Origin of the sequence: Ignavigranum ruoffiae (assembly GCF_023195815.2) — a bacterium.
In the GTDB taxonomy this organism is placed as follows: domain Bacteria; phylum Bacillota; class Bacilli; order Lactobacillales; family Aerococcaceae; genus Ignavigranum; species Ignavigranum ruoffiae.
Window position 1 is genome coordinate 1,775,334 of the sequence record NZ_CP096206.2, and the last position, 24,721, is coordinate 1,800,054.

The 24,721-nt window shown below is 40.1% G+C and carries 25 protein-coding genes and 1 other annotated feature; of the genes, 7 read left to right on the forward strand and 18 right to left on the reverse strand.

What is annotated here, in order from left to right:
* Window positions 1-70: 70 nt before the first annotated feature.
* From M0R79_RS08350 to M0R79_RS08395, 10 genes are all read right to left on the reverse strand, one after another.
* Window positions 71-1,492: a hemolysin family protein gene (locus M0R79_RS08350; RefSeq protein ID WP_248417091.1), complete on the reverse strand. Its 1,422-nt coding sequence runs from the start codon at window positions 1,490-1,492 to the stop codon at window positions 71-73.
* Between the two features lie 124 nt (window positions 1,493-1,616).
* The gene (cbpA, locus tag M0R79_RS08355; protein WP_092572401.1) at window positions 1,617-2,249 is read right to left on the reverse strand and encodes a cyclic di-AMP binding protein CbpA; all 633 of its coding nucleotides are present in this window, start codon (window positions 2,247-2,249) and stop codon (window positions 1,617-1,619) included.
* Window positions 2,250-2,330: 81 nt separating this feature from the next.
* Entirely contained in the window at window positions 2,331-2,963 is a 633-nt protein-coding gene (locus M0R79_RS08360) for an MBL fold metallo-hydrolase (RefSeq protein WP_248417090.1), read from the reverse strand.
* Window positions 2,960-4,117, reverse strand: a complete 1,158-nt coding sequence (gene alr / locus M0R79_RS08365) for an alanine racemase (protein WP_248417089.1) — start codon at window positions 4,115-4,117, stop codon at window positions 2,960-2,962. The genes M0R79_RS08360 and alr overlap by 4 nt, the downstream gene beginning before the upstream one ends.
* The gene (gene acpS / locus M0R79_RS08370) at window positions 4,114-4,512 is read right to left on the reverse strand and encodes a holo-ACP synthase (RefSeq protein ID WP_092572407.1); all 399 of its coding nucleotides are present in this window, start codon (window positions 4,510-4,512) and stop codon (window positions 4,114-4,116) included. The genes alr and acpS overlap by 4 nt, the downstream gene beginning before the upstream one ends.
* Before the next feature lie 20 nt (window positions 4,513-4,532).
* Complete coding sequence (gene cshA / locus M0R79_RS08375) at window positions 4,533-6,038, reverse strand: degradosome RNA helicase CshA (RefSeq protein WP_248417088.1); 1,506 nt, start codon at window positions 6,036-6,038, stop codon at window positions 4,533-4,535.
* 188 nt (window positions 6,039-6,226) lie between these two features.
* A complete protein-coding gene (locus M0R79_RS08380; protein WP_248417087.1) occupies window positions 6,227-7,630 on the reverse strand; it encodes a UDP-N-acetylmuramoyl-tripeptide--D-alanyl-D-alanine ligase in 1,404 nt (467 codons plus the stop codon).
* A gap of 14 nt (window positions 7,631-7,644) precedes the next feature.
* Complete coding sequence (locus M0R79_RS08385; protein ID WP_092572413.1) at window positions 7,645-8,727, reverse strand: D-alanine--D-alanine ligase; 1,083 nt, start codon at window positions 8,725-8,727, stop codon at window positions 7,645-7,647.
* A gap of 18 nt (window positions 8,728-8,745) precedes the next feature.
* The gene (locus M0R79_RS08390; protein ID WP_248417086.1) at window positions 8,746-9,507 is read right to left on the reverse strand and encodes a hypothetical protein; all 762 of its coding nucleotides are present in this window, start codon (window positions 9,505-9,507) and stop codon (window positions 8,746-8,748) included.
* A 709-nt stretch (window positions 9,508-10,216) separates the two neighbouring features.
* On the reverse strand, window positions 10,217-10,777 hold the full coding sequence (locus M0R79_RS08395; protein WP_248417085.1) for a LemA family protein: 561 nt from the start codon (window positions 10,775-10,777) through the stop codon (window positions 10,217-10,219).
* A 152-nt stretch (window positions 10,778-10,929) separates the two neighbouring features.
* On the opposite strand from M0R79_RS08395, the gene M0R79_RS08400 reads away from it, so the two are divergent.
* Both M0R79_RS08400 and M0R79_RS08405 read left to right on the forward strand, forming a co-directional pair.
* Window positions 10,930-12,471: a glycosyltransferase family protein gene (locus M0R79_RS08400; protein ID WP_248417084.1), complete on the forward strand. Its 1,542-nt coding sequence runs from the start codon at window positions 10,930-10,932 to the stop codon at window positions 12,469-12,471.
* 21 nt (window positions 12,472-12,492) lie between these two features.
* A complete protein-coding gene (locus M0R79_RS08405) occupies window positions 12,493-13,020 on the forward strand; it encodes an LOG family protein (RefSeq protein WP_248417083.1) in 528 nt (175 codons plus the stop codon).
* A 249-nt stretch (window positions 13,021-13,269) separates the two neighbouring features.
* Here the strand turns inward: M0R79_RS08405 and M0R79_RS08410 are convergent, their stop codons facing one another.
* From M0R79_RS08410 to efp, 3 genes are all read right to left on the reverse strand, one after another.
* Window positions 13,270-13,509 (reverse strand): hypothetical protein, encoded by a 240-nt coding sequence (locus M0R79_RS08410; RefSeq protein WP_092572423.1) that lies wholly within the window; start codon window positions 13,507-13,509, stop codon window positions 13,270-13,272.
* A 138-nt stretch (window positions 13,510-13,647) separates the two neighbouring features.
* Window positions 13,648-14,880: a sodium/glutamate symporter gene (locus M0R79_RS08415; RefSeq protein WP_248417082.1), complete on the reverse strand. Its 1,233-nt coding sequence runs from the start codon at window positions 14,878-14,880 to the stop codon at window positions 13,648-13,650.
* A 305-nt stretch (window positions 14,881-15,185) separates the two neighbouring features.
* A complete protein-coding gene (efp, locus tag M0R79_RS08420; RefSeq protein WP_248417081.1) occupies window positions 15,186-15,749 on the reverse strand; it encodes an elongation factor P in 564 nt (187 codons plus the stop codon).
* Window positions 15,750-15,909: 160 nt separating this feature from the next.
* Between efp and M0R79_RS08425 the strand changes: the two genes are divergently transcribed.
* Window positions 15,910-16,593, forward strand: a complete 684-nt coding sequence (locus tag M0R79_RS08425) for a YdeI/OmpD-associated family protein (protein WP_248417080.1) — start codon at window positions 15,910-15,912, stop codon at window positions 16,591-16,593.
* Here the strand turns inward: M0R79_RS08425 and pgeF are convergent.
* Window positions 16,574-17,302 carry a peptidoglycan editing factor PgeF gene (gene pgeF, locus M0R79_RS08430; protein WP_248417079.1) on the reverse strand — a complete coding sequence of 243 codons (729 nt, stop codon included), beginning with the start codon at window positions 17,300-17,302 and terminating at the stop codon, window positions 16,574-16,576. The genes M0R79_RS08425 and pgeF overlap by 20 nt on opposite strands.
* 76 nt (window positions 17,303-17,378) lie before the next feature.
* On the opposite strand from pgeF, the gene M0R79_RS08435 reads away from it, so the two are divergent.
* The gene (locus tag M0R79_RS08435; RefSeq protein WP_248417078.1) at window positions 17,379-18,023 is read left to right on the forward strand and encodes an NUDIX hydrolase; all 645 of its coding nucleotides are present in this window, start codon (window positions 17,379-17,381) and stop codon (window positions 18,021-18,023) included.
* Here the strand turns inward: M0R79_RS08435 and M0R79_RS08440 are convergent.
* Together M0R79_RS08440 and M0R79_RS08445 are read right to left on the reverse strand one after the other, a co-directional pair.
* Window positions 18,000-18,773 (reverse strand): alpha/beta hydrolase, encoded by a 774-nt coding sequence (locus tag M0R79_RS08440; RefSeq protein ID WP_248417077.1) that lies wholly within the window; start codon window positions 18,771-18,773, stop codon window positions 18,000-18,002. The two genes, M0R79_RS08435 and M0R79_RS08440, sit on opposite strands and share 24 nt — an antisense overlap.
* Before the next feature lie 292 nt (window positions 18,774-19,065).
* Complete coding sequence (locus tag M0R79_RS08445; RefSeq protein WP_248417076.1) at window positions 19,066-19,893, reverse strand: MetQ/NlpA family ABC transporter substrate-binding protein; 828 nt, start codon at window positions 19,891-19,893, stop codon at window positions 19,066-19,068.
* 113 nt (window positions 19,894-20,006) lie between these two features.
* Window positions 20,007-20,265, reverse strand: a binding site (T-box leader).
* A 395-nt stretch (window positions 20,266-20,660) separates the two neighbouring features.
* Between M0R79_RS08445 and M0R79_RS08450 the strand changes: the two genes are divergently transcribed.
* The 3 genes from M0R79_RS08450 to M0R79_RS08460 all read left to right on the forward strand — a co-directional run bounded on the left by M0R79_RS08450 (window position 20,661) and on the right by M0R79_RS08460 (window position 23,070).
* Window positions 20,661-21,059: a PaaI family thioesterase gene (locus tag M0R79_RS08450; RefSeq protein ID WP_248417075.1), complete on the forward strand. Its 399-nt coding sequence runs from the start codon at window positions 20,661-20,663 to the stop codon at window positions 21,057-21,059.
* A 109-nt stretch (window positions 21,060-21,168) separates the two neighbouring features.
* Entirely contained in the window at window positions 21,169-22,107 is a 939-nt protein-coding gene (locus tag M0R79_RS08455; protein ID WP_248417074.1) for a magnesium transporter CorA family protein, read from the forward strand.
* A gap of 69 nt (window positions 22,108-22,176) precedes the next feature.
* On the forward strand, window positions 22,177-23,070 hold the full coding sequence (locus M0R79_RS08460; protein ID WP_248417073.1) for an Rgg/GadR/MutR family transcriptional regulator: 894 nt from the start codon (window positions 22,177-22,179) through the stop codon (window positions 23,068-23,070).
* Window positions 23,071-23,336: 266 nt separating this feature from the next.
* Here M0R79_RS08460 and M0R79_RS08465 read toward each other — a convergent pair whose 3' ends face one another.
* Together M0R79_RS08465 and phoU are read right to left on the reverse strand one after the other, a co-directional pair.
* Complete coding sequence (locus M0R79_RS08465; protein ID WP_248417072.1) at window positions 23,337-23,978, reverse strand: endonuclease III domain-containing protein; 642 nt, start codon at window positions 23,976-23,978, stop codon at window positions 23,337-23,339.
* Between the two features lie 46 nt (window positions 23,979-24,024).
* A complete protein-coding gene (gene phoU, locus M0R79_RS08470) occupies window positions 24,025-24,681 on the reverse strand; it encodes a phosphate signaling complex protein PhoU (protein WP_092572443.1) in 657 nt (218 codons plus the stop codon).
* Window positions 24,682-24,721: the final 40 nt, after the last annotated feature.

The window sequence follows — 24,721 nt, forward strand, 5'->3', positions numbered from 1 at the left end:
TATTTTCCTCCAATTGAAAAACGAACGAAAGATATCCATTAAGACATCTTTTTCGCTCGTTTGCTTTCTCTTATCCTTCGTCTGCTTCATTTTCTTCTTCAATCTCTGCCTTATGTTCAACCACATTGTCTCGTTCATAATAGATTTCATCGATATTTTGAGTCAGGTCATAGGCCGAATCAAGATGATAATCTGGATCTCGTTGAACATGGATTCCCCGAATTCGACCATTCTCAATATGGCTCGTGGTCAGAACCCACTGATTACAACGTAACATAATCCGTTCATCATCGTCTGGAACATAGCCTAAATGATAAATAATTAAACCGGCAATCGTATCGACTTCATCCGATTCTAACTTCTCACCGAAGTATTGGTTAAATTTATCGAGAGGCAGAACGCCATTTAAATAATAATTATCTTTATCAATCTTGCGGATATCCGAGCTATCGTGAATATCCGATTCGTCTTCAATTTCACCAACAATTTCTTCCAAGATATCTTCAAGGGTTACTATCCCTTCGACCCCGCCATATTCATCTCGTAAGATGGCCAAGTGAGTCTGTTCTCGTTTAAATTCGACCAGTAAGTCATCGATAAAAATTGTTGAAGGAACAAATAAGGGATCTGACATGATCTGGCGAAAATCGACGTCGCTGAAATCTTGACGGCTTAATTGTTTCAAGACATTCTTAACATGGATGACGCCAATCACATTATCTTTATCTTCTTCATAAATAGGCAAACGTGAAAAAGGACTATCTAAAATCTCATTCAGTATATCTTGATAGTCATCTTCAATATCTAACATTTCTGTATCTGTCCGCGGTACCATAACTTCTCGAGCTAATTTGGTATCTAACGAGAGCACGCCTTGTAGCATGGTAAACTCTGCTAAGTCGATTGATCCTTCTTTTCGACTTTCTTGCAAAATTGCCTTCATCTCATCTCGGGTAAATTTCTCACGAATTTCAGAAAATTCAATCGGGGTAATTTTTTGCAAAAGATCAGTTGAAGTTGATAATAACCAAACAAATGGTTTAAAAATCGTCTTAACCACCGCCACAAAACCAGAGGTAAACATCGCTACCTCTTCCGGCATCTGTAAAGCGATTTGTTTAGGATAAAGTTCACCTAAAACTAAAGAAAGATAAGATAGAATCATTGTCACTAACACAATAGCAACCGTTGAAGCTGCTGGAATATCTTTCAAAACTCCCGACAAACGATTGGCAAAACTAGTTGCCGCAGAAGCAGAAGATAGGAAACCGGCTAAGGTAATGGCGACTTGGATGGTCGCTAGAAAATCATCTGAATCCTGTAAAAGGTCCAAGACCCTTTTCGCCTTCTTATTACCCTCTTCGGCAAGATTGGTCAGCTTTGTCTGATTCAAGGAAACAAAGGCCATTTCACTGGCAGCAAAGATGGCATTAATAACGGTTAATAAGATAATGACGAATATTTGAGGCCACAAGGAACCTGGTTCATCCATTTTTTGTACTCCTTTTATTGGTTAAAAATTTATATTACTTATAATATAAAAAAAACAAAGGGGAAAAGCAACCTTTTTAGCAGACACTTTTGCTTGATTTAGGTTTGCTTTACCCCGAAATTTCCTATAAGGGATACACTTCAAATTCATAATTTTTGGCTCGTAGATACTGGAGTAGAGACTTCAAGCGTAACTGATCCAAAGAATAGGGTAGGCCATATAAGATATAGGCACTCGTATTATAATCTGAAGCCTCAAGCGTCATTGCTGAACCGATATCACAAAAGCGATTAATCATCTGACTCACCTTACGCAAATCTCCCTTGAACCCTTTAGACTTGATGGCTAAGACACAAGATAGTCGACCCATCACCCAAGCTTGTTGTAAATAATCTAAGAAAGTTTCATGGTAAATCACACCCATAAAACTATTCTGTTCACTTAAAACAGCGATAAAAGGCAAATCCTTTAATAAAAAGACGAGGTGAAGGATCGAATCATTCTCAATAATTGTCTTGGTCGTATTCTTTAAGAAGAAAGTTACTGCCAGCTGACTCAAGTCTGCTTCTGGATGATGAAATTTATATTTATAAATATGATAGCGATAAATATTGCCCCGATACATATTGCCTGTCGCATCAACCACAGGAGCATTCCTTAGGCTATTATCTTCAAGAATTTCGATAGCGTCCAAGCAATTCATAGTTTCTGATATGCAAATCATCTTTTCTTTAGGAATCATGAGGTTTTTTAGCATAGCATACCGCTCCTACATTTTTTCTTAGCATTCATATTCTAACAAATTATCTAAGAATAAACAATATTCTCTCATCTTATTTTAATTGTTCTGCAAAAATGGATTGCCCACTTGCTCGCTTTGAACATCTGTTGCCGGTCCATGGCCTGGGAACAAGCGGAAATCGCCAGGTAATGTCAGAATTTCTTGACGAATATGACTCAATAATTGGTCTAAACTTCCCCCAGGGAAATCTGTCCGCCCAATGCTGGACCGAAAGACGGTATCTCCCGAAATCACAAAGCGATCTTCGGCAAAAATATAGATGACTGACCCCGGACTATGCCCTGGAACATGGCGAATTTCAAATTCAAAGCCAGCAACTTGCTTGGCTCCTGTGGTTTGCCAAAGATGCTCTGCAGGTCGCTGAATCACCTTAGGTCCCATATAGGCTGATAGATTCAATTGGGGATTGGTCAGGAATTCAGCCTCCGTATGATGAATATAAGCCTCAATCTGATAATGATCGCGAATCGCATCTAAGGCCCCAATATGATCGAGATGACCGTGGGTTAATAAAACAGCTTGTGGTTGCCAACCTTGGTCACTAATCCAGGCAATAATCTGTTCAGCTTGGTCGCCAGGATCGACTAAGAGGGCTTCCTTGTGCTCATTAACTAAGGCATAGGTATTCTCTCCGACCCGGGGTAATTCGATACTATGGACCTGAATCATGATTGATCACCTTCCTGAATATAAACTCGCGGTACCCGTTTGGAAATACTAGTCAATATCTCATAACCGATCGTGTTAATTTCTTTAGCCATTTGGGAAGCATGATTCTCAAGTTGGCCATCACGACCAATTAAAGTCACAGTGGTGCCAATAGGATAATATTTAGGCAGGCGAATCATTAATTGATCCATATTAATCACACCCACAACCGGACAAGCTTGACCATCGACTAAGATAGGAAGTTTATGATAATGGCGGAGCCAACCATCAGCATAGCCAATTGGAATAGTAGCAATCCATTCTGTTGCTGAACTGGTATAGGTCGCCCCGTAAGAAATTCGTGTTCCTGCTTCAACTTCTTTGACATAAACGATTTCTGAGACTAAAGATAAAATAGGTTGAAGTGGATCTGGCGCCGGATATTGGTCTTTGGGATCCAAGCCATACATACTAATCCCATAGCGGATAATGTCTGACTGAGGTCGTCGGTTCTGCCAAAGTCCCATGGCTGAATTAGCATAATGACGTAGGCTGACACTTTCAGGGACCACGGTCAGTAAATCTTGCCAGTGCTCCCACTGATGCTCAACATATTCAGCAGGTCCACCACCAATCGTAGAGAAATGGGTAAAGACCCCTTCCCATTCAGCCCAAGGATAGGCTGAAATTCCTTCAGCAAATTCTTGAATCTCAGCTTTCGATCTTAAACCGATTCGGGTCATTCCCGTATCTAAGGCTAAGTGGAAGTTTAGTTTCGACTGATCCAATAAATCTAAATGATCGGTGGCCTGCAATTGTTGATAAGCTTGCTCAAAGAAGTCTAAATGAGAAACGGTGATAGTAATTTGATAAAGTAAAATCTCTGCCACTCCCCGCGGATCCGTTAACCCCAAGACCAAAATCGGCAGCTGATCAATTCCGTTCTTTCTTAAATGAATGGCTTCATCAACGGTAGCCACAGCTAAACCTTGGGCACCCGCACGAATAGCAGCCTTGGCAATCGGAACTGCTCCGTGACCATAGGCATCCGCTTTAACGACTGCATACAACTTTTGGTCTTCTTTCATTCGTTGTTGAATGACTTCGATATTATGATTTAAAGCATCTAGATCAATAATTGCTTCGGTTGGCCGATGTTCATAAGCGTTCTTCATAATTTAAATCCTTTCTCTAGCAAACTCTGTTTAATCTCGTTCTCACTTAAATCAATTAGGCAAGTTGCCATAGCCACACTATGGGAATGGCTAATTGATAATAAGACTGAATCTAGAATCGGGCCTTGACTGAGGACTGGACGGCCTGTCTTATCATTTAAGACACTAATCCCAGCCATCTTAAGGGGATGAATCAATCCGGTCCCCAAAGCTTTGCTATAAGCCTCTTTAACACAAAAGCGCCCAGCCAAGAATTCAATCTGACGCTGCTCATTTTGCAGCAATTCGAAAAACTCTAATTCTTTCGGTGAGAGAATTTTTCGAATGATTTGTGGATTACGAGCATATGCCTGTTTGATTCTTTCTATCTCAATAATATCTGTTCCTAACCGCATGATCCCACCTCAAATTAAACTTAATCACGATGTTGACGAATTTTAAATTGACCTTTTTTCTTGGTTTTCTTTCGCGGATGTCCTTTACGATCCCGTTGACGAGATGAATGCTCCTGATGATGATCTCCGTGTTTCGCTTTGTCCCCTTTATGTCTTGAACGATGTGACCGTCTGGATTTAGCTGATTTCTTGTCGTAATGGCTGTGTGGTAAAGGTTTCTGCGGAGAAATCTCCACTTCAATATCAGTCGATGAGGAAATAATCTCACTTAGTAAAGCAGCAATCACGTCATTAGCTACATAGTGTTCTAAAAGTTGCTTAGCCACATTACGGTATCGATCTAAATTATCATGAGCAATCTTATCATCCATCCGTTCGATTAATTGAAGAACCTGTCCATGGAGGGCTTCTTTATCAGTTGGAGGACTTAATGGTTTCATATCCTTGCGAGTTAACTTCTCAATCGTTCTTAAGTAGGCCATCTCGCTGTTTTGGACAAAAGTAATCGACATCCCATCTTGACCGGCTCGCCCAGTTCGCCCAATACGATGGACATAGGATTCAGGGTCTTGTGGAATATCATAATTATAGACGTGGGTTACCCCTGAAATATCTAAGCCACGAGCAGCCACATCAGTAGCCACTAGTAATTCAACACTTCCCTTACGAAATTCGTGAATGACACTGGTTCGTTTTTGCTGGGTGATATCGCCATGAATTAATTCTGCATTAAATCCTCTGAGGCTTAAGCCACGGCCCACTTCATCGACCCGTTTCTTCGTCCGACAAAAGACAATAGCCTGGCTAGGATTCTGCACTTCCAAGAAACGGGTTAAGATGTCAAACTTCTCATCGTCACGACATTTCACAAAGAACTGTTCGATTAAATCGGCAGTCATTTGGGCGGCTTTAATCTTAACGATTTGAGCATCATTTAGAAATTGGCTCCCCAATGCTTGAATCGCAGGGGGCATGGTCGCCGAGAATAAGAGCGTCTGCCGACTGGTAGGTGTTTCAGCAATAATGGCTTTAATATCATCAATAAACCCCATATTCAACATTTCATCGGCTTCATCCAGTACTAGGGTTTGGAGTTGGTCGAGTTTCAGCACCTTGCGCCGGATTAAATCTAAAATCCGTCCAGGCGTTCCCACAACAATATCAGGTTTCAAGCGCTGAATCCGATCAATCTGTTTGCCAATCGGTGATCCGCCATAGACCACATAAACCCGGGCACGCTGCCCTTTCCCTAAACGGAAAATTTCCTCTTGGACTTGAATAGCTAGTTCACGGGTCGGCGCTACAACCAAGCCTTGAATCGAGGATAGGGAATCTACTAATTTATTGAGCATTGGCAAGCCAAAAGCGGCCGTCTTTCCGGTTCCGGTCTGAGCTTGACCAATTAAATCTTGTCCTTCTAAGGCAATCGGAATCGCTTCTTGCTGGATGGGAGTGGGTTCTTCAAAACCCATCTCTTCTAGGGTTTCAATTAATTCTTTTCTTAAATGTAGTTCGTTAAATTTCAATAAATCTCCTCTTTTTCTTTCAATGAATATTTCATAAACAAATAAAAACCGCACATCCTGTTCGACAAAGCAGAAACGCCTTGCGAGCAGGTCGTGCGGTATATCTACCGACTGCTTAAAGGTCCACACTTACAGTAACAGTCTAACATGGATGAAGACGAGTCACAAGAAAATCTTTACCAAATCCCTTAATGGGTAGCGTGACCCGTTAAAGCTGTCACAACTTGTAATAAATCAACACCCCAGCTTGACTTCACTAAGACTAAGTCATCCGCTTGAACATCTGCCTGTAAAGCTCGAATTAAAGTTTGATGGTCACGAGCTTCGTAGAAAAGTTTTTGGGGGTCGTATTTGTGCAATAGTTCTTGGTAAAGGTAGGCCATCTTCTCCCCGAATAAATAAACCGTGTCAATCTTTTCCGGATCGAGTGCTTGGGCTAAATCACGGTGGTAAGCTTCGGAATTCTCACCCAATTCGCGAATATCGCCTAAAACCGCAATCTTTCTTCCTTTAACAGCAAGTTGAGCTGTAGACAAGGTATTAAGAACGGCCTTCATTGAGGTCGGACTAGCATTATAAGCATCATTAAGGACTTGTGCGCCATTCGGCATCTGCAACCATTCCAAACGATTAGCCGTTAGTTTGAATTGAGCCAATTGGAAGATGGCTTGTTCGATTGGAACGTGCAAGGAGCGGGCGATACTTAACGCGATCAGGGCATTGGACACATTATAAGAGCCAATCACTGGAATCATGCATCTTACATTCTCATCGAGATTGGTTCTGAAGAATGTTTTATCTTGTGTTTCTTCTATATCATAGGCATAAACATCGTTCGTTTGGGCTAAACCGAAACGCACCGTGTTAATGGTCTTATTCAGCTCAGGCATTTCCTGTTCAATCAAGACTTCTTCGCCTGGATAGAAGAAGGTTCCGCCATCTTTCAAACCATATAGAATCTCTAATTTAGCTCGAGCAATCCCTGCCCGCGTCTTAAGAAATTCAAGATGACTTTCACCAATCAAGGTAATCGCAGCGATATCGGGTTGAACAATCTTGCTCAGTGTTTCAATTTCGCCAAAGTTACTCATCCCTAATTCAGTGACCACCACTTCGGTATCTTCTGGCATCTGTAGAATGGTATAAGGAACCCCGATTTCATTGTTGTAGTTTCCCTGGGTCTTATGGACGCGATATTTAACAATCAATACCTGGGCGGTCATATCTTTGGTGGTTGTTTTACCATTGCTTCCGGTAATGGCAATCACGATCGGATTAATCAATCGACGATAATACTGAGCGAGTTCTTGCATTGCTAATAGAGTATCCTCAACATATATGACGGATATCTTATCCGTAGGCGCAGGTAAATCTTTACGCGACCAGAAAGTTGCTACCGCTCCTTGTTCAATCGCCTGTTCTATGTATTGATGGCCATCCGTCTTACCCCCGGTTAAAGGAACGAAGAGGGTCCCTGGACTGACTTTACGAGAATCAAACTCTACATTACTAATATAAATATCTGGTTGGCGAAGCTGGCAGTCCAAGGTTTGAATATTAGCCAAGGCCTGCTCAAGTTTGATATTTTTCAAGAAACAATGCTCCTTTACTGATTTTTTAATGCTTGACGCATTTCATAACGTTTCAGTGCCAGTTGAATCAGCTCCTCGATGAGGTCACGGGTGCTGAGGCCCGTTTCATTCCAAAGACATGGATACATACTATAAGGGGTGAACCCAGGCATGGTGTTTAATTCATTGATATAGACATCATTATTGGCAGTCACAAAGAAATCGGCGCGGGATAGACCGCTCCCGTCGATGGCTTGGTACGCTTTAAGAGCGTAGTCCTGAATGGTCAAGGAAACACTTGGATCAAGCTCGGCAGGAATCTGCATTTTCACTGTATTGTTGATATATTTCTCGTCATAATCATAGAAATCACTATCCTTAACTAACATCCCGACCACAGAGGCATGAGGATCTTCATTGCCCAAGATGGCCACTTCACATTCGTAGGCAGTAATTCCTTGTTCAATTACAATCCGGCGGTCAAATTTCAGAGCGGTTTGAATGGCTTCTTTTAAATCTTCACTGCTTTCCACCCGACTGATGCCGACTGAAGAACCCATATTGGCTGGTTTAACGAAAAGTGGATATAAGAGACTGCCTTCAATTTTTTGAATTAAGGCTTCTTGATCTTCCAGCCATTCTCGTTTAACAAAAGCGATATAAGGCACTTGAGGAAGCCCCGCTTTATCAAAGAGTTGCTTACTGATAATCTTATCCATCCCAGTCGCTGAAGCAGTCACCCCCGCTCCTACATACGGCAAGTTTAATACTTCAAGCAAACCTTGAACCGTTCCATCCTCACCATTAGGTCCATGAAGAACTGGGAAGACAACCGTATCCTTGTCCTTAATATCACCTGGATTGATCACCACACCGGTTGAGATGTCACCGGGCTGTTCAGCCCATGATTCTACAAAAGCCTGTTCGAATTTCAACTGTGAGGCATCTTCTAAAGGCTTTTCCATCAAAGGCCCCTTTAGCCATACGCCTTTGCGCGTAATATATACAGGTAGGACTGAATAAACATCCAACATAATTTCTTGACTAATATTAAAGGCAGAAATGATCGAAATATCGTGCTCTGCACTCTGTCCTCCATAAAGCAACACTATTTTCATTAGAATACTCCTCCATAACTAATCGGTGTCAGATAATTTTAGTTCAACATCCCACTGCTCGCCATTGGTATCATAGATGATAAATCCTATGTGATCACTCGGCCTTTGGTCACGACTCAGTAAGGTTAATTGATCTTCGATAATATTTAAAGGAACATACCAACGCGTTCCTTTCTGATAAGCCTGGTTAAAATTAACTTTCAGGCCGGTGGCAAAGATGGGGGCAATTTCCTCGACCCTATCTTCGACCATAGATTGAACATGGGTTTTGCGTAGAAAAGCCAGTGGGTTTCCCTCGTTAATTAACTCAACCATCTGTTCTTTCATGGCTCGTTGGAAACGAGGATAAAAGTGGCTGACGTACCGATAATAGACTTTGTTGAGTCCATTGGGCAGTGTCAAATACACATAATTATTCTGTAGCTTATAAAAAAACGCCGATCGCAGAGATTTATTCGCATGGAATAAATACAGAATTTCGGCAATCTCACTCGGTGCGAGTTGGTGCATAGCTTCGACACTTTCAAAATCAATCCAATTCGAAATTCGCAAGCCAGCCTTAACGACAGAAGAAAGATAATCTTGAATTTCTATTTTCCCTCGCAATATTTTAAAATTCGTTAAGCTATCATAACGCCCATAATCTTGCGGGGCCTCAGCTAAAATCATATTATCCGGAAAGTAGCGATCCAGAAAATCATTGGCCACAAAATTTATACCCCGAGTCATTACATGATTCGTTACCGAGTCATAATGTATATATAAATTCTTGCGTTTCATCTCTGGCCCCCTTTCCTCAAACTTAGACTGTCTATATTTTACCGTGTTTAACCCAACTTGAAAAGACTCTAGAAACTATATTATAGCACTGCTTAAGCTAAAAGAAAGCCATCATTCAAAAATTACACCTTGAAATTCTTACATTCGATTAAATATCTAGATCTCTTTTGGAGATTTTACCTTCAAACGATTAGAAAATTGAAATACAAGCTACTAATAAAATATGGATTAAATCGAAGCAGGATTCCCAATAGATTTCCTAACTAAATTTATTTGCTTAAACAGATCGAACATCTCAATCAACTTTCAAAAACAAAAAGACGAATCAGTTCGACTCGCCAGCACTCGAAGATCCACCCAGCTTACAAGGGCTTAGCGACTTGTCGCTTAGAACTTGTCTAGTGGATTTAGTACGCAAAATCAACACTTTGAAGAAGGGTCATTCGCTAGGCCAGCTAAGTTTTCTGACTGCTTAAACCAATAAAAGCTAGATTACTTAAATAAAAAAGCTTAGGTCATTACATGGGTTAGGGGAAACCAGCGGATCAGCATACTTTACCCACATCATTCCCTTGAAGCTTCTTTCTTAAAGGGAAGTGAGGCCTAAAGTAAGTCTGTAGCTTATGAAATAAGCGAAAGACGGTGCCCTCTGGTTTCACATGGCCCATGTAAACCTAAGCGTTAAATATTTTATTTAATTTTCTAACTGTTAGAACTGAACTTCTGGAACCGCACGATCTTCTGCCGGTGTTTCCAACACTTTCTGAGTTTGGAATCCATGAACCCCTGCCACAATATTATTGGGAACTGTCTCAACTAAGTTATTATACTCCGTCACACTTGAATTATAAAGTTGACGAGCAATGGCGATTTCCTTTTCAATTGTCTCCAAGCTGCTTTGTAATTGTAAGAAGTTCGTATTGGCTTTTAATTCAGGGTACTGCTCAGCCACAACCAATAATCGCGATAAGGCACCCGTTAGCACATTCGATTTAGCATTGATTTCTGCGGGGTCAGCATCATTCGGCAAATTAATTAATTGTTGCCGTGCTTTAACTACCGCCTCAAGCGTTGAAGACTCGTGTTGAGCATATCCTTTTACTGTATTTACCAGATTTGGAATTAAATCATTCCGCTTTTGTAATTGCACATCGACTTGACCAAAAGCTTCTTTAACCCAGTTTCTTTTTTTGATCAAATTATTATAAATTCCTACCCAAAATAAAGCAATTAGGGCGACAATACCGAGAACAATAAATAATGCTAACATGATCATTCCTCCTTTAATTAAATCCATTATACTCAATCCCTGCAACCTTGTCGAAAAGAATTGATTGGCTAACTTCAATTCGTCACCCATCAGAGTTAGCTATCTTCTTGACAACTTTTATCTTATAATATGTAGCGGAAAAGAGGAAAACTATGAAACGTATTTATACTAAAGACCGGGTATTATATTGGATGACCCTGAGCCTATCTTTAATCATCTGCCTTTATTTTGCTAATCAAAAAGTCGGTTATCATATTGATGAACTTTATAGTTATGGCTTGGCAAATTCATATAGTCATCCTTTCCCCAATGCGATTAATCAATGGCTTAGCGGAAGTTATTACCATGACTACCTGAGTGCCGACTGGGCTCATCGGTTTAATTACCTTGCCGTCTATCAAAATCAAGTCCAAGATGTCCACCCACCACTCTATTATTTCCTATTACATACCATTTCTTCTTGTCTACCAGGTATCTTCTCCAAATGGCTGGGCCTCGGTCTGAATTTAGTGACTCATCTGCTTAGTTTAACGATGATCATTCTGATCGGCCGTAAAATGAGCACCCAGCCCTATATCCCCTATACCCTAGCCCTATTATGGGGACTCAGTGTCGGTGGATTGAATACTTTTTTATTTATTCGCATGTACAGTCTGTTGACCTGTATGAGTCTGATTCTTTTATATCAAATGATCTGTTTGCTGGATCAAGGTCATTATCATCTTAGAAGCTGGATCGGCCTTAGCTTGACAGTGATGCTTGGGAGTTTGACCCATTATTACTTTATTATCTATGCTGGCTTCCTATTTATCTTTTGGCTAGTTATTCAACTCCGTCGTGGCCAGTGGAAATTCCTCATAAAAGTAGGATCTGCGGGACTGGTTGGTTTGGGCTTAGCCTATCTCTTCTTTCCAGCTATGATCAGCCATCTGACCCAAAGTAACCGGGGCAGTGAGACGCTTACTAACCTGAAACAAGTTGGCTTTGGCCAAAATCTATTGACCTATTTACGTTTTATCAATTGGGAACTCTTAGGTAAGATGCCTTGGGGACTCTTTCTAGCGATCTTTATGATTTCTGTGATCGTTTATTATCAAAAGCGACCCTACTTAAAACATACTCGTTCTAACCTGGCGCAGAAGCTTCTTATTATTGGACCCGCTTTGGCTTTCTTTGCCTTAGTTCAAGTGATTTCTCATTATTTGACCCCAAGATATATTTATCTCATCTATCCGCAACTGATTCTATATTTTGCCTATTATCCCCTAGCCGCTTGGTCAAGCTTCAAAGATTGGCGCAAGTACCTTACCGGGGCTGTCTTTGCTTTGATGCTAATCTTTAATTTATACCAGCCGACCTTGACCTATACCTATCCACAGCAAAATCAGTTGAATCAAATCATCAACAGTCGGTCGCCAGTCAATGCCATCGTCCTGACCGACCAAAAATGGAAATTGATTCGTTTGACAACATATTTACAAGATTATCAACATGTCTATCCCTGGTCGGCCAAAGAATGGTCGATTGACTCATTTCCTCAATTAGCCGACCATCAGCAAAGTTTAGACATTTATATCCTAGATCAGGCCTTCCCACTCAGTCAGATTAAGGGTACACTTAAACAAGTGTATCCAGACTTTCAAAGCAAGATTACTTACCAAGACCAAACGCTGACCCTAATTCACTTAGAATAATCTTTAGAAAAGAGGATATCAATGAACATTGCGGTTTACTGTGGATCAAAAATAGGATTGAACCCCCAATTTAGTCAAGCAGCCAAAGATTTAGGTTCTTGGCTAGCCCAAAATAAACACACCTTAATCTATGGAGGGGCCAGCCATGGCTTAATGGGCTTAGTAGCGGATGCCTGTTTACAAGCCGGTGGCAATGTAATTGGTGTCGCCACCTATGAAATTCATAATATGGAACATTGGCACCAAGGACTCAATCAATTAATTACTGTAGATACTTTAAGCCAACGTAAGGGAGTGATGTCTGAGCAAGCGGATGCTTATATCGCTCTACCCGGTGGGCCAGGAACCTTGGAAGAAATTGTCGAGATGATTTCTTGGGCCCGGGTCCAACTCCATCACAAACCCTGCTTGATTCTGAACATCGATCATTATTATGATGCTTTACAAAAGTTATTGACCAGTATGGTTGAACAAGAATTTATCCTAGCCAGTGATTTACAATTAGTGCATTTTATCAACACGATTGCTGATTTAGATGAATTTATTTAAGCTGAGTCAGGAAGCCCTTTGCTGCTCTTTGATAAATCGACCACCCAGTGAGAGAATACTTTATTTCCTCACATCACATTAAACAAACCGAATAATTACCCACTCATTAACCAAGCAGATCCAATAATTCATTTCACTTCTGGGATTTGCTCCAGTAAACAAGCTTAATGACAAAGCTTGTTGAAGGGTAACTATTCGGTTGTTTTTATTGTTTATAAAGATGAATAGGATTAAAAATACTTAAACGATCTATTTGAAAAACGACAACAAATTCTCCCACCAAGAAGATTTCTCCGCCTTAGCTACAATTGTCGTATCAGGTTCATTCATGCCAGCTTTATTGATTTCTTCATTCCGATAAAGGTCGTCTCTTGCCACACCAATGCCACCAATCGGATTCTTTGAATGCATTCGCATATCACGGATCTTCTTACCTAACAAACCACCATCTTTGTGCAAGTCAATCAAATGTTTAAGACGCCGTACCATAAACCTGCCCCCTTTTAATGTCATGGTTTTCTAATTCTTTTCATTTATTTCTAATATTGTACCATGATTTTGAACAGATTCATAATTTTTTGCTGACCGTAACGGGAAAATCTTCACTTAATCAATCAGAAGCTTGGCTTAAGAGAAGGTGGCAATACAGAAAATAATGGTCGGAATGGCAAAGACATCGACAAACACTGCTCCACATAAAGGAGCAATTAAGAAGGCCTTGGTTGATCGCACTTGGTATTTCTCACAAATCGCACTCATACAGACCACTGCGGTAGCGGCAATACCCAGTCCCCAACCCATGAAGCCACCGGATAAGACGCCGGCATCATAGTTTTTCTTAAGCATTGGGAAGAGTAATAGAATGACAAAGAAGAATAGAACGACGGTTTGGACCAATAGAATAATAATTAGCGGTCCAGCTAAATCAATCAGTTCCCAAATTTTCAAGGTCATAATTGCCATGGTCAAGAAGAAACCTAGACCAATATCAGTGACTAAATCAATAATTCGACTATCAAAAGTAAAGAATAAATAGTGGTCGTTGACATTGCGGAAGATAATCGCTAAGAACATGGCTCCAACATAAGCGGGCACAGCGAAATTGGGTAGATTTAATAGACCAATAAATTTAGAAAACAGAGTGCCACAAGCCATAAATAAGAAAATCAAGGCTAAATGATGGAGAAATGAAGCTGAAGTTATCGGATGGGATTGATTTTTCTCGGTCTTCGTAGGATTGATCCCCACTTCGTCGGTCTCGATTTGAACATGGTTGCGTTTAATTAACCAGTCACCGACCGGTCCACCTAGAAATGAGCCTACAACTAAGCCATAGGTTGCCGAGGCCACTGCGACCGTGGTCGCGCCAACTACGCCGGCTTTTTCAGCAACTGGACCAAAGGCAGCTGCATTTCCATGGCCACCGACTAAAGAAACTGTCCCAGCCATTAAACCTAAGACCGGATTAATTCCTAAAAATTTGGCCAAACTAATTCCAACTCCTGCCTGGACTACCGATAAAATCCAGGTAGCGACCAAATAAATAATTAGTAACCAGCCACCTGCTTTCAACAAACGGAAGCTGCCGCCAAAACCAACACAGGTAAAGAAAGCTAGCATGAAAGGTAATTGTAAAGTAGTGTCCATCTCTACCTCTAAGACCTTGGTTAATTTTAAGAGAGTAATTATGAAAGCACATAAAAAACCACCAATCACAGCCGGCGGAATACACAAGCGTTCGAAAATTGGTACTTTTTTACGAACCCAGTAACCTAAGACCAATAGCAAACCAGCAATAGCAGCCGTCATAATTAAATCGATTTGCAATACATTCATTCCATCAACTTGTACCAAATCCATCAGATTCACTTCCTCTTCTTTATAGTGACTCCCTTTCCCCCATATAAATCAATGCCAAACTCCTTTCTAATCAGCCTGATAAGCACAAAAGGTAGCGCTTACACCAATGATTTTACTCGCCTTTTAATCTAATTTCAATCATTTTCTAATAGATTTCTTTAATATTTTTTAGTGACTCTTTATGAAGTAAGTCACAACAAGTGTATCGCTAAATTTAATGCTTGGGCTGATCAACTTGACTCATTTAGTATATAAAAAAGCTCTCGACCCGTGTCGAGAGCTTAAATAAATATTTATCTGTTCTATTATTTTGCCCGTGATTTATAGGCGCCACCATCAGCGGTAGTAATAATCAGTGTTTCACCAGCTTCGATAAAGTCAGGGACATTGACAACTAACCCCGTCTCCATCGTGGCAGGTTTACCTGAACCAGTGACGGTCGCCCCTTTAATCGATGGTTGGGTTTCACTAACGACCAATTCAACCGTTGAAGGTACTTCAACCCCAATGACTTCTGAACCAAAGAATTGAATTTTAGCGTTCATATTTTCTTTTAAGAAAAGCATTTCTTCTTCGATATTTTCAGTAGGAATTTCATATTGTTCATAAGTTTCCATATCCATGAAGACTTCTGAACCGCCATTATTATATAAATATTGAACTTCCTTGGTTTCTAAATAAGCTTTCTCAAACTTCTCATCAGGACGGAAAGTGGTATCATAAGTTGCCCCGGTGCGGACGTCACGTAATTTCATCCGCATAACCGTATTCCCTTTACCTGGCTTGTGGTGACTAGCTTCTAATACACGAATGAGCTTGCCATCTTGTAAGAATGTCATCCCGGCTCTTAAATCCACTGCAGATATCATAAATCATGTCTCCTTTGTCTGTCTATTCATACTCAAGCATTATAACATAGGCATTCTGCAACTACAAAACGTTTTTTGACAATTGTCTTTGCTTATCAGTCTGGAGTGGCCGTGATATAATTCAAGCAAATCAGTCATGATAAAAAAGGAGGTCCTCCGCATGGAGCAAATTGCTGATTTAAGCAGAAAACTCAAAATCGATCAATTAGACCATATTGGTCTGGTAAATCAAGATCCTTACAGCCCTGAACTGCTTGAAATTGCTCGACCCATAAGTAATCAAGTTGACGTTCCTGCCTATCAAGCCCTCTTTGTACATATCTATAATTTGGAGCAAATGAAACAAGAAATTTATCGAATCTGGCAAACGAATAAACTCGCCGAGAATGGCTTGCTTTATTTAGTTTATCCGAAATTAAATAATCCTCACTATCCCGGAATTCACCGTGACAGCATCTTTCCCGCCCTGGGAGTTGATGATGCACTGGGTATCCTACCAGCGACTCAGCTTAAATTCAATCGCATGGTCAAATTAAATGATATATTTACCATCATTGGCCTTAAATATTTAAATACCCAAGAATTAAACAAAATCAGACAAACCAGTAATCAGCCAGTTGTTTCAAATCGGGTCGCTGATTATATCTCATATTTGCCTCAATTAGAAAAAGAACTTTTGCAGATTCAGCCAGAGCTCCAAGAAGCCTTCCAAAACTTAACCCCAGGGACACAGCGTCAATGGGCCCGGGAAATTTATTCAGCCCAGACTCAAGCCACTAGAGACAAACGATTGCAAAAACTGGTTATTGAGCTTCAATCAAATATTAATCCACCAACATTGTAACCATCGCATTTAAGCCATATTGACTGCCTTGGCGCCGAGCCGAATGTAGGTCAGGATGCGTATAGGTAGAGATATTCGCAATGTCAATTTGGCTTGGATTTAAGCCAGCTTCTTCTAGAATCAGACGATTGGCATCCTGCATGGATAAGAGATATTTAGCCTCTTTTTCCCCTTCGATAAAGAAGTCATCACGATAGGGAAAAGCTTCAAAGGCTTGATAAACTTCTTGACCCACTTCATAATGAGCTTGATCGATGGTCGGCCCAATATAAGCCAGCAGATCAGCCAACTGGCACTGAAATTGAGCCTGAAGTTGTTGTATGGCTTTCTGGCTGATTTTCTTCTGAGTAGAACGCCATCCTGAATGAATCGTCGCTTGTACCCGACGAACAGGATCAAACAAAACTATCGGCGTACAATCAGCGAATTTAATCATTAAGGCTTGATAAACTTGTTGAGTCATTAAGCCATCACTTTCGGCGATTCTCATGACTTGATTGGGTCTTAGTTTTAAATCACTTACATTCGTCACCTGGTCTTGATGGACTTGTTGGGCGTAGATGATGCCACGATTTTGCTGATTTAATCGATTGGCAAACTTGATAAAAGTTGCCTGTAGCGATTCAAGACCCTGATTATCATTGAAGTTATCGGGAAGCTGACTCACTTGATTGTATAAACCGGCCTCCATCAATGTTTTTGCTTGCATAAATTCTCCTTATCCTTATCAAAATGACGATATAATCGTTATAATAGAGTCAAGTCTACTAGAAAGAAGGGCGGCTATGATTTCAAAAAATGAACAAATTATTAAAGCATATCCAGCTAGGCCCTTGGGCCAGCAACATGAATATGCGGTTCTACTTCCTTTAATTAATCTTCAAGATGCAACTCATATCCTATACGAGGTGCGGGGCCAATCTATTTCTCAACCGGGAGATACTTCCTTTCCCGGTGGACGGATTGAAGCCGGTGAGCGCCCCATTGATGCCGCCCGTCGGGAAACCATGGAAGAACTTCATGTCAATGCCGACCAAATTAATATCTTTGGCGCCATTGATTACATCGTGCGGGACTGGGCTATTATCTATTGTTTTGTCGGTGAAATTCTGCACTTTAATCCGGAAGAGTTTGAAGCCAATGATGAAGTCGATCATCTCTTTACCGTTCCCTTGGACTTTATTTTAGCCAACGAACCAATCTATTACAATATTAATATTGAAGAACGGATGAGCAAGGATTTCCCTTTCGAACGAATCCACCGAGGTAAGGATTATAAATTTCACCGTAACGCTTCCCAAGTACCTTTCTATAATCTAGGCCTGGAGCCTGAAGAACAGCTATGGGGAGTCACAGCCAATTTGACCCATCGCTTTGCTCAAATCTTATTAGAACAACAAGATTTACTAAAGGGGAAGCCAAGTCAATAATTCTTGCACATATTGATCCCAGAAGAACCAGTCATGGCCCCCTTCGGCTTCAATAAGTTGAAGAGTGAGTTGGTCTTGATATTGGTGTTTGAATCCACGATTCTGGCTAATCAGCTCATCTTGAAGACCACATGCTAGCCAAACTTGGGGAAGTTTTTGGCCTTTTTGAATGGCTTGGTCAATCAAATAAGTTATATCCTTATCGGTTCCCGCAGGTGATTTCTGGCCAAACAATAAATGAAAGTCGGCCGGCGAATGGGGATCTGGTCCCATTTGATAGCGGGCTTGAATATCAATCAGACTGGAGAGTCCAGCGACATAACCATATTTCTCTGGATATTTAAAGGCGGCATTTAAAGCACCGTAGCCTCCCATTGAAGCTCCAGCAATAAAGGTCGATTCGCGATCTTGTTTAATATTAAAGGTATCGGCCATTAAAGCTGGCAATTCTTGGGTAATATAATCGCCATAGTTGTACCCGGCTTCATTATTGACATAAAATAAGCGGTCCGTAGTTGGCATCACAATCACCAAAGGCAAATCGCGGGCATAGCGTTCGAGGGAAGTGAAACGAATAAAAGAATCCTCATTGCCCGATAAACCATGAAGTAGATAGAGGACGGGATAAGGCGGTTTAATCTGATCTTTTAATTCGTCAGGTGTTCGCTCATTGACTTGGGGATAAATCACATTGACATGGGTGTCTCTTCGTAGAACATCACTGTAGAAAGTTAATCTTGCTAAGGTCATTCGATCACTCCTTTAGCTCATTATAACGAATCCAAAGGGAAAATGCTTAGCCAGTGACTCTCGATTGCCCCCGGCTCGCCTAAGCAACAAAAGCCAAATCGGCCAAACATACAAAAAATTACCGATCCCAAGCGTGTATTGACCCCCTATCGTTGGATTCTTTGGTCCAACGATAGGGGGTCGATTTAAAAATGGTGAGTTCTAGTCTAGAGGAACTGGTACAATGTTTGTAAGTTGAATCGTTTGCCGTAGCTCAAGCCATTGCTAAATGGCAAAACATTTTTCTAGTTACTTACCAAGCAGCCACATCGGCTTCGTTCGAAGTTTCTACAATTTTATCAGCGACATCTTTACTTTGATAGAGCTCAACAATATGTTGATACAACTTATTATCTTTGTCTTCACCACGTACTGTAATGGTATTCTTATATTCTTCATTTAATTCGGCCGGATTATCAGAGTCGACAAATAAAGCATCTTTCAACGATAAATCATTGTCAATGGCAAAATTGGTATTAATTACCGCTAAATCCACATCAGCCAGCGAAATGGCAACTTGAGCTGCATCCAATTCTTCGAACTCTAAATTCTTCGGATTTTCAGTCACATCATCGACCGTCGCTAAGACTCCGGCAGCTTCGTCGACTTTAATTAAACCTGCTGATTGCAATAACAAGAGTGCCCGACCCCCATTGGTTGGATCGTTAGGAATCGCAATCTTGGCTCCTTCAGGCAGTTCTTCTAATTTCTTAATCTTTTGTGAATAGGCACCCATCGGTGACACATAGGTAAGGCCAATCGGTTCCAACTCACCATCGTTGGCTTTATTCCAATCATTTAGGAAAGCTGTATGCTGGAAAGCATTCAAATCAAGTGAACCATTGGCTAAGGCCTCGTTAGGTTGGACATAATCCGTAAATTGAACAATCTCCAAATCAATGCCTTCTTCTTTGGCCTTGTCAGCCACAAATTCCCAGACAGCCAATTCATTATCAGAAACGACCCCAACTTTAGCTTGCTCTCCTTCAAATTCGCCCGCAGCCAAGGCAACTTGATCTAACTGAAACACAGTCGCCAACAATACCAATACAGCCGCAAACACTTTAACAATTTTCTTCATTATTTTATCCTTCTTTCTATATTATTTGCATCTTCATCCCGACAAAGCTAGCTCAAACTAAGTAAACTCTGATGACTTTCCCCCTTATCAAAACACAAAAAAACTCTCATCCGCTAAAGGACGAGAGTGTCAATAACTTTCGTGGTACCACCTTAATTCGCTAAGCCATCACTGACTTAACCTCTGCAAGTACGTAGACTTCAATCTATTATACTTCAGCTTTGCTAACGGGAGCCTCCGTTCCTTATTATTGCCTAGCATTCATAAGGACCACTCAATGGCCATTTTCATCACTTAAACTTTATCTACTTTCACCAAATGTAGACTCTCTACTAAAGTCGCCCTGACTACTTTCCATCTCAAAGTGTTTCTCAATTAAATTAATGCCATTGTATCGAGTCAATGAGAATTTGTCAAGGAAATCCTCATAAATAATTAATCTTCTTTCAGGTGAATAGAAATCCGGGTCTTACAAGCAGAATATCTTTTGTTATGCGCAAGAGGGAGGTCTCTAGACAACCACCATGACAGACATATCGTCGTTCTTACTCAGGCAAAGAGTATCCTTCAGGACAATAATTTTAGGGGCTTCACTATTAATATAGGGTTCATTTTCTATTCTTTCCATTTAATACCTGCTTTATAGAAATTCATTTCAAATTTGCATCAGATTAGAGCCAGTGAGTATAAACTTTGAAAGACTCAATTGGATATGCTATGATTTTTACGTTAAATTATAAAATTATGATAAAATGGAGGATTTTAGCTTGATTCATAATATCGAAGAGCGCTTGAGCAAATTAAATAGTCTAAGTAATTTCCAAATACATAACAATATTGAAGTCACTCAAGTTGGAGCAGGCAAAGCTCGCGGAATTATGCGCGCGGAAGATTTCCATCTCAATCCTTACGGAATTATTCACGGAGGCGCTATGTTTAGTTTGGCCGATACAGTGGCCGGCGCTACGCTGATGTATGTGGACAAACAAATCTCAACTGTGACTGCGAGTGTTAATTATACGGCCCCAGGGTTAATTACCGATGAGATTATTGCCGAATCAGAAATTATTAAAGATGGACGAACAATTTCCGTGGTTGACCTTGTCATCCGTAACCAAGAAGACAAGGTTCTGCTCAGTGGTCAATTTACCTTTTATAAGAGTTAATCAGAAGCCAAATGTTAGGCTTCTTTTTGTTTTGAATGTATTTCGTTGACAAGCCATTAGTAAAACTGAATAATCAAAGTAATCACTTGAAGAATAAAGGAGTAAAACGATGATTTCATATTATTCCATCGATAAGAATACAATCCAAGAGCGCGAAGTTTCCGACAGTAATTGGATCCATCTTGAACAGCCTACTTCTGAGGAGGTTCAAGCCGTGATCGAACGCTTTAATTTACCTCAAGATATCTTTATCGCTACGGATCGGCCGGATATTGTTGCTCGCCTAGAGAAGATTCCTGACGATCGGGCCGAAAGCCTCTATGAATTTGTGGTGTTTAGTCTAGATCCTCACAGTGCTCTCCCGATGGAACAACAATTACAGCCTCTATCCTTTATCTTCTCCGAGAACCTGGTCATTACTTGTTCTTATCATCAAACGACAATTTTCCAGAATCTCTTATCTAACTATGCACAAAAGATTAATTCTATTCCTGTTTTTATTGTCTATGCTGTTTTGTGCATTTACCGCCAGTACATTCGTGAACTTGATCTGATGAAGGGAACCATCGATAAATTGGATCGTGATGCCCGCCAAACCATGTCTGCTGATGAACTCTTCTTATTAGCCGATACTGAACGTGAGCTCGTTTTCCTCGATCATACGCTGAAAGACCAGGCCACCGCTGTTCAAACTTTATGGCAAGATACAGATATTATTCAACAGGTCAATAATCCGGCCTTAATTTATGATGTTAAACTGGCCCAGCGTCATGCTGAGAAATTGATAAATATCTACCGTGATTTGTTGACCACAATTGGTGGCCTCTTCTCCGATATGATGAGCCATCGCTTGAATTTATTAATGAAATTCTTGAACTCTGCCGCCTTAATCTTATCCGTACCTACCTTAGTCTCAGGCATTTGGGGAATGAACTCACAAGTACCCGGTGAAGGAAGCCAGACAGGCTTTTATCTCGTGGTCATCTTCGGTGCCCTATTAACCTTCCTCTTCGCTTTATACCTCAAACATAAGGATTTTACGAAATAAATTTTGCAGAAATTAAACATTTTTCCCAATTCTGGGAATATTATATTTTTTCAAAGCTAGGAGTATAGTATGGAATTATATGAAGGTATCAATTCAATTCGAAAGATGAAGGGGTTAAGTGTTCATCAAATTGTTGGAGATAAATTATCTAAATCAACTTATTATCGATATGTCAATGGGGAAAATGATATTTCTAGTGAGATGTTTGTTTACTTGCTTAGAAAGTTAAAAATTTCTTTAGAAGAGTTACAATTTTATTGCTATGGTGATGAATTCAAACCGGAACGAAAATTAATGCTTCAGCTTCAAAAAAGTTACATGCGAGAAAATTGCCAACAATTACACGCTCTGAAAATAAAATGTCAAAACTATTTTCGCTCAACAAATGACATCGTATTTCAACACATTGAAGCTTTGATTGAAATTCTGATTGCCCGTCTGCAAGACAAAGCAATCATTATTAAGGATAACCGTCTATACAAATATTTATTCAATATTGAATCTTGGGGCCATTATGAGATCTCTTTTTTTAATAATTCACTGCACTATTTTGATAAAGAAACTCTCGATATCCTCTTACCCAGAGTCATTCAGAAATTAAATTGGTATCATCATTTAGATGAAAATTCAAATGAAAATGTTCGGTTAATCGCCAATGTGATTATTTTTTATCTACAACTTAAAGACATTAAAAAAGCTAGCTATTATATTGATTTTTTAAACAATATTTCAATTACTGAAGAAATGGTTTTTGAAAAGATTGTCATAAATTTTTTCAATAGACTTCAAACTGATCTCTTAAATCGTGATTATTCGTTCAAAACTGCAAGAAATAATCTTGAAATTATGAAAATGCTCAATATGCAACTTTATTTAAAAATGTTTACCAATTTATTAAACAAACTAGAAATATTAATACCAAAGGAGCATGAACATGAAATTCCAGATTGTTCACTTCATTAAATCTTTATTGTCATCGAAAAAGAAAATAATCATTTTGTCTATTGTTATTTCCTGTCTAATTACTATCGGACTATATTATTTAATTGATGATATGATAGCTGCAATTTTATTATTTAATATTTGTATCATTCCGGCTTGTCAATTTATTTTAAAACAGCTTAAATACTATTTGGACCTTTTCTTCCCAGAAGACTAAATCGAAAAACTCCCTATGGACAAGTCGGCGGTCGTGCCTACTGTTCATAGGGAGTTTATTTGGTCTGTATTTAATTTTCTGGAAAGAGCCAAGATTCGTCCATATCTTTGTGGCGACGGAAATGCTTGCCATGGACATCGATACAAGCATGCCATTCCTTACACAATTTATGAGGAATGCCTTCAACTAAATGATTTACTGCGAAGCGCATCTGACTATAAGTTCGATAATCGCCCAAGCCGAGCCGGCGGAACAAACGCATCGCATATTGGTCACAAATAAAGACATTCCGCTCAAAAATATATAAGAGCATCACATCTGCTGTCTCTTGGCCGACCCCTTTAATCTTTAATAATTCTTGACGCAAGTCTGCTGTCGGCACTTGGGTAAATTTAGCAATCTCGCCACCTTGGTCAGCAAACCATTGCATCAAGGCTTTAATATATCTCGCCTTCTGCCGGTAAAATCCTGCCGGATAAACCAGCTGTTCCAGTTCAGTCAAATCAATCGCCAACAGAGCTTCAAGACTTAATTTGTCCTTAAGATTGGCCAAGGCTAATTCGGCATTGGTCTGATTGGTTTGTTGAATCAGAATCATGGCAACCCAATCCGCAATTCGGTTAGGATCTTCCCACCAATCTTGTTGGCCGTAGAAGCTAACTAGGCGGTTTAGGATTCGTATAATTTCTTGATCTGATGCGATGCCATCCACCTCCAATCCATTCGAGCTCAATGTCGTTAGACTGTTTACCTAGCGATTAATTTAGACTCTCTTGAGAACTTGAAGCTTTAAATAAAACACGTTCACAGATATTGGTCATATAATCGCCAATTCTTTCTAAACTGTTGGCAATGTAGAGATAGTCTGCCCCACTACGCACCAGCTGACGATCAGATTTCATATATTGGATGGTATGCTCATGAATTTCAGCGAGACAGGCATCGACCTCATCATCGCGCTGGGCAATTTGCCGAGCTAAGTCTTCATCATCAATAATGAAGGCATCAATCGCCCCGGTAATCATAGCTTCAACAATGGTAAATAACTGAGAAATCATTCCATCTAGTTCAGGAATGGTTTGGAAATTACCTTCCAAACGAATGACTCCTTGAGCAATATTGGTCGCATGATCAGCAATCCGTTCTAAATCATTGCTCGCTTGCATAACCGCAATAATCAAACGTAGGTCATCGGCCACAGGTTGTTGAAGAGCAATGATACTAAATGCTTCTTGTTCAATCGCCTGATGTTGTTGATTAATTTGACTGTCCATGGCAATAATCTCATGGGCAAGCTCAACTTGCTTATCTTGAAAAGCATTCATTGCCTTACCCAGAGATTGACTCACTAGCACCCCCATCCGACTTAACTTGGCTGTATACTGACTTAAGATATCATCATAGTATGTTCTCATCTTCTTCACCTTCCTTTAACTTATTATAATAAACTATACT

Coding starts and splice junctions, on each gene's coding strand:
- M0R79_RS08460 (WP_248417073.1), top strand. CDS start 22,177: ATGGAATTATATGAAGGTATCAATTCAATTCGAAAGATGAAGGGGTTA.
- M0R79_RS08445 (WP_248417076.1), bottom strand. CDS start 19,893: ATGAAGAAAATTGTTAAAGTGTTTGCGGCTGTATTGGTATTGTTGGCG.
- M0R79_RS08395 (WP_248417085.1), bottom strand. CDS start 10,777: ATGTTAGCATTATTTATTGTTCTCGGTATTGTCGCCCTAATTGCTTTA.
- M0R79_RS08455 (WP_248417074.1), top strand. CDS start 21,169: ATGATTTCATATTATTCCATCGATAAGAATACAATCCAAGAGCGCGAA.
- acpS (WP_092572407.1), bottom strand. CDS start 4,512: ATGCGGTTAGGAACAGATATTATTGAGATAGAAAGAATCAAACAGGCA.
- M0R79_RS08385 (WP_092572413.1), bottom strand. CDS start 8,727: ATGAAAATAGTGTTGCTTTATGGAGGACAGAGTGCAGAGCACGATATT.
- M0R79_RS08410 (WP_092572423.1), bottom strand. CDS start 13,509: ATGGTACGGCGTCTTAAACATTTGATTGACTTGCACAAAGATGGTGGT.
- M0R79_RS08440 (WP_248417077.1), bottom strand. CDS start 18,773: ATGACCTTAGCAAGATTAACTTTCTACAGTGATGTTCTACGAAGAGAC.
- M0R79_RS08400 (WP_248417084.1), top strand. CDS start 10,930: ATGAAACGTATTTATACTAAAGACCGGGTATTATATTGGATGACCCTG.
- M0R79_RS08435 (WP_248417078.1), top strand. CDS start 17,379: ATGATTTCAAAAAATGAACAAATTATTAAAGCATATCCAGCTAGGCCC.
- M0R79_RS08390 (WP_248417086.1), bottom strand. CDS start 9,507: ATGAAACGCAAGAATTTATATATACATTATGACTCGGTAACGAATCAT.
- efp (WP_248417081.1), bottom strand. CDS start 15,749: ATGATATCTGCAGTGGATTTAAGAGCCGGGATGACATTCTTACAAGAT.
- M0R79_RS08360 (WP_248417090.1), bottom strand. CDS start 2,963: ATGATTCAGGTCCATAGTATCGAATTACCCCGGGTCGGAGAGAATACC.
- pgeF (WP_248417079.1), bottom strand. CDS start 17,302: ATGCAAGCAAAAACATTGATGGAGGCCGGTTTATACAATCAAGTGAGT.
- cbpA (WP_092572401.1), bottom strand. CDS start 2,249: ATGCTAAAAAACCTCATGATTCCTAAAGAAAAGATGATTTGCATATCA.
- M0R79_RS08415 (WP_248417082.1), bottom strand. CDS start 14,880: ATGGATTTGGTACAAGTTGATGGAATGAATGTATTGCAAATCGATTTA.
- M0R79_RS08405 (WP_248417083.1), top strand. CDS start 12,493: ATGAACATTGCGGTTTACTGTGGATCAAAAATAGGATTGAACCCCCAA.
- M0R79_RS08350 (WP_248417091.1), bottom strand. CDS start 1,492: ATGGATGAACCAGGTTCCTTGTGGCCTCAAATATTCGTCATTATCTTA.
- phoU (WP_092572443.1), bottom strand. CDS start 24,681: ATGAGAACATACTATGATGATATCTTAAGTCAGTATACAGCCAAGTTA.
- alr (WP_248417089.1), bottom strand. CDS start 4,117: ATGAAGAACGCTTATGAACATCGGCCAACCGAAGCAATTATTGATCTA.
- M0R79_RS08425 (WP_248417080.1), top strand. CDS start 15,910: ATGGAGCAAATTGCTGATTTAAGCAGAAAACTCAAAATCGATCAATTA.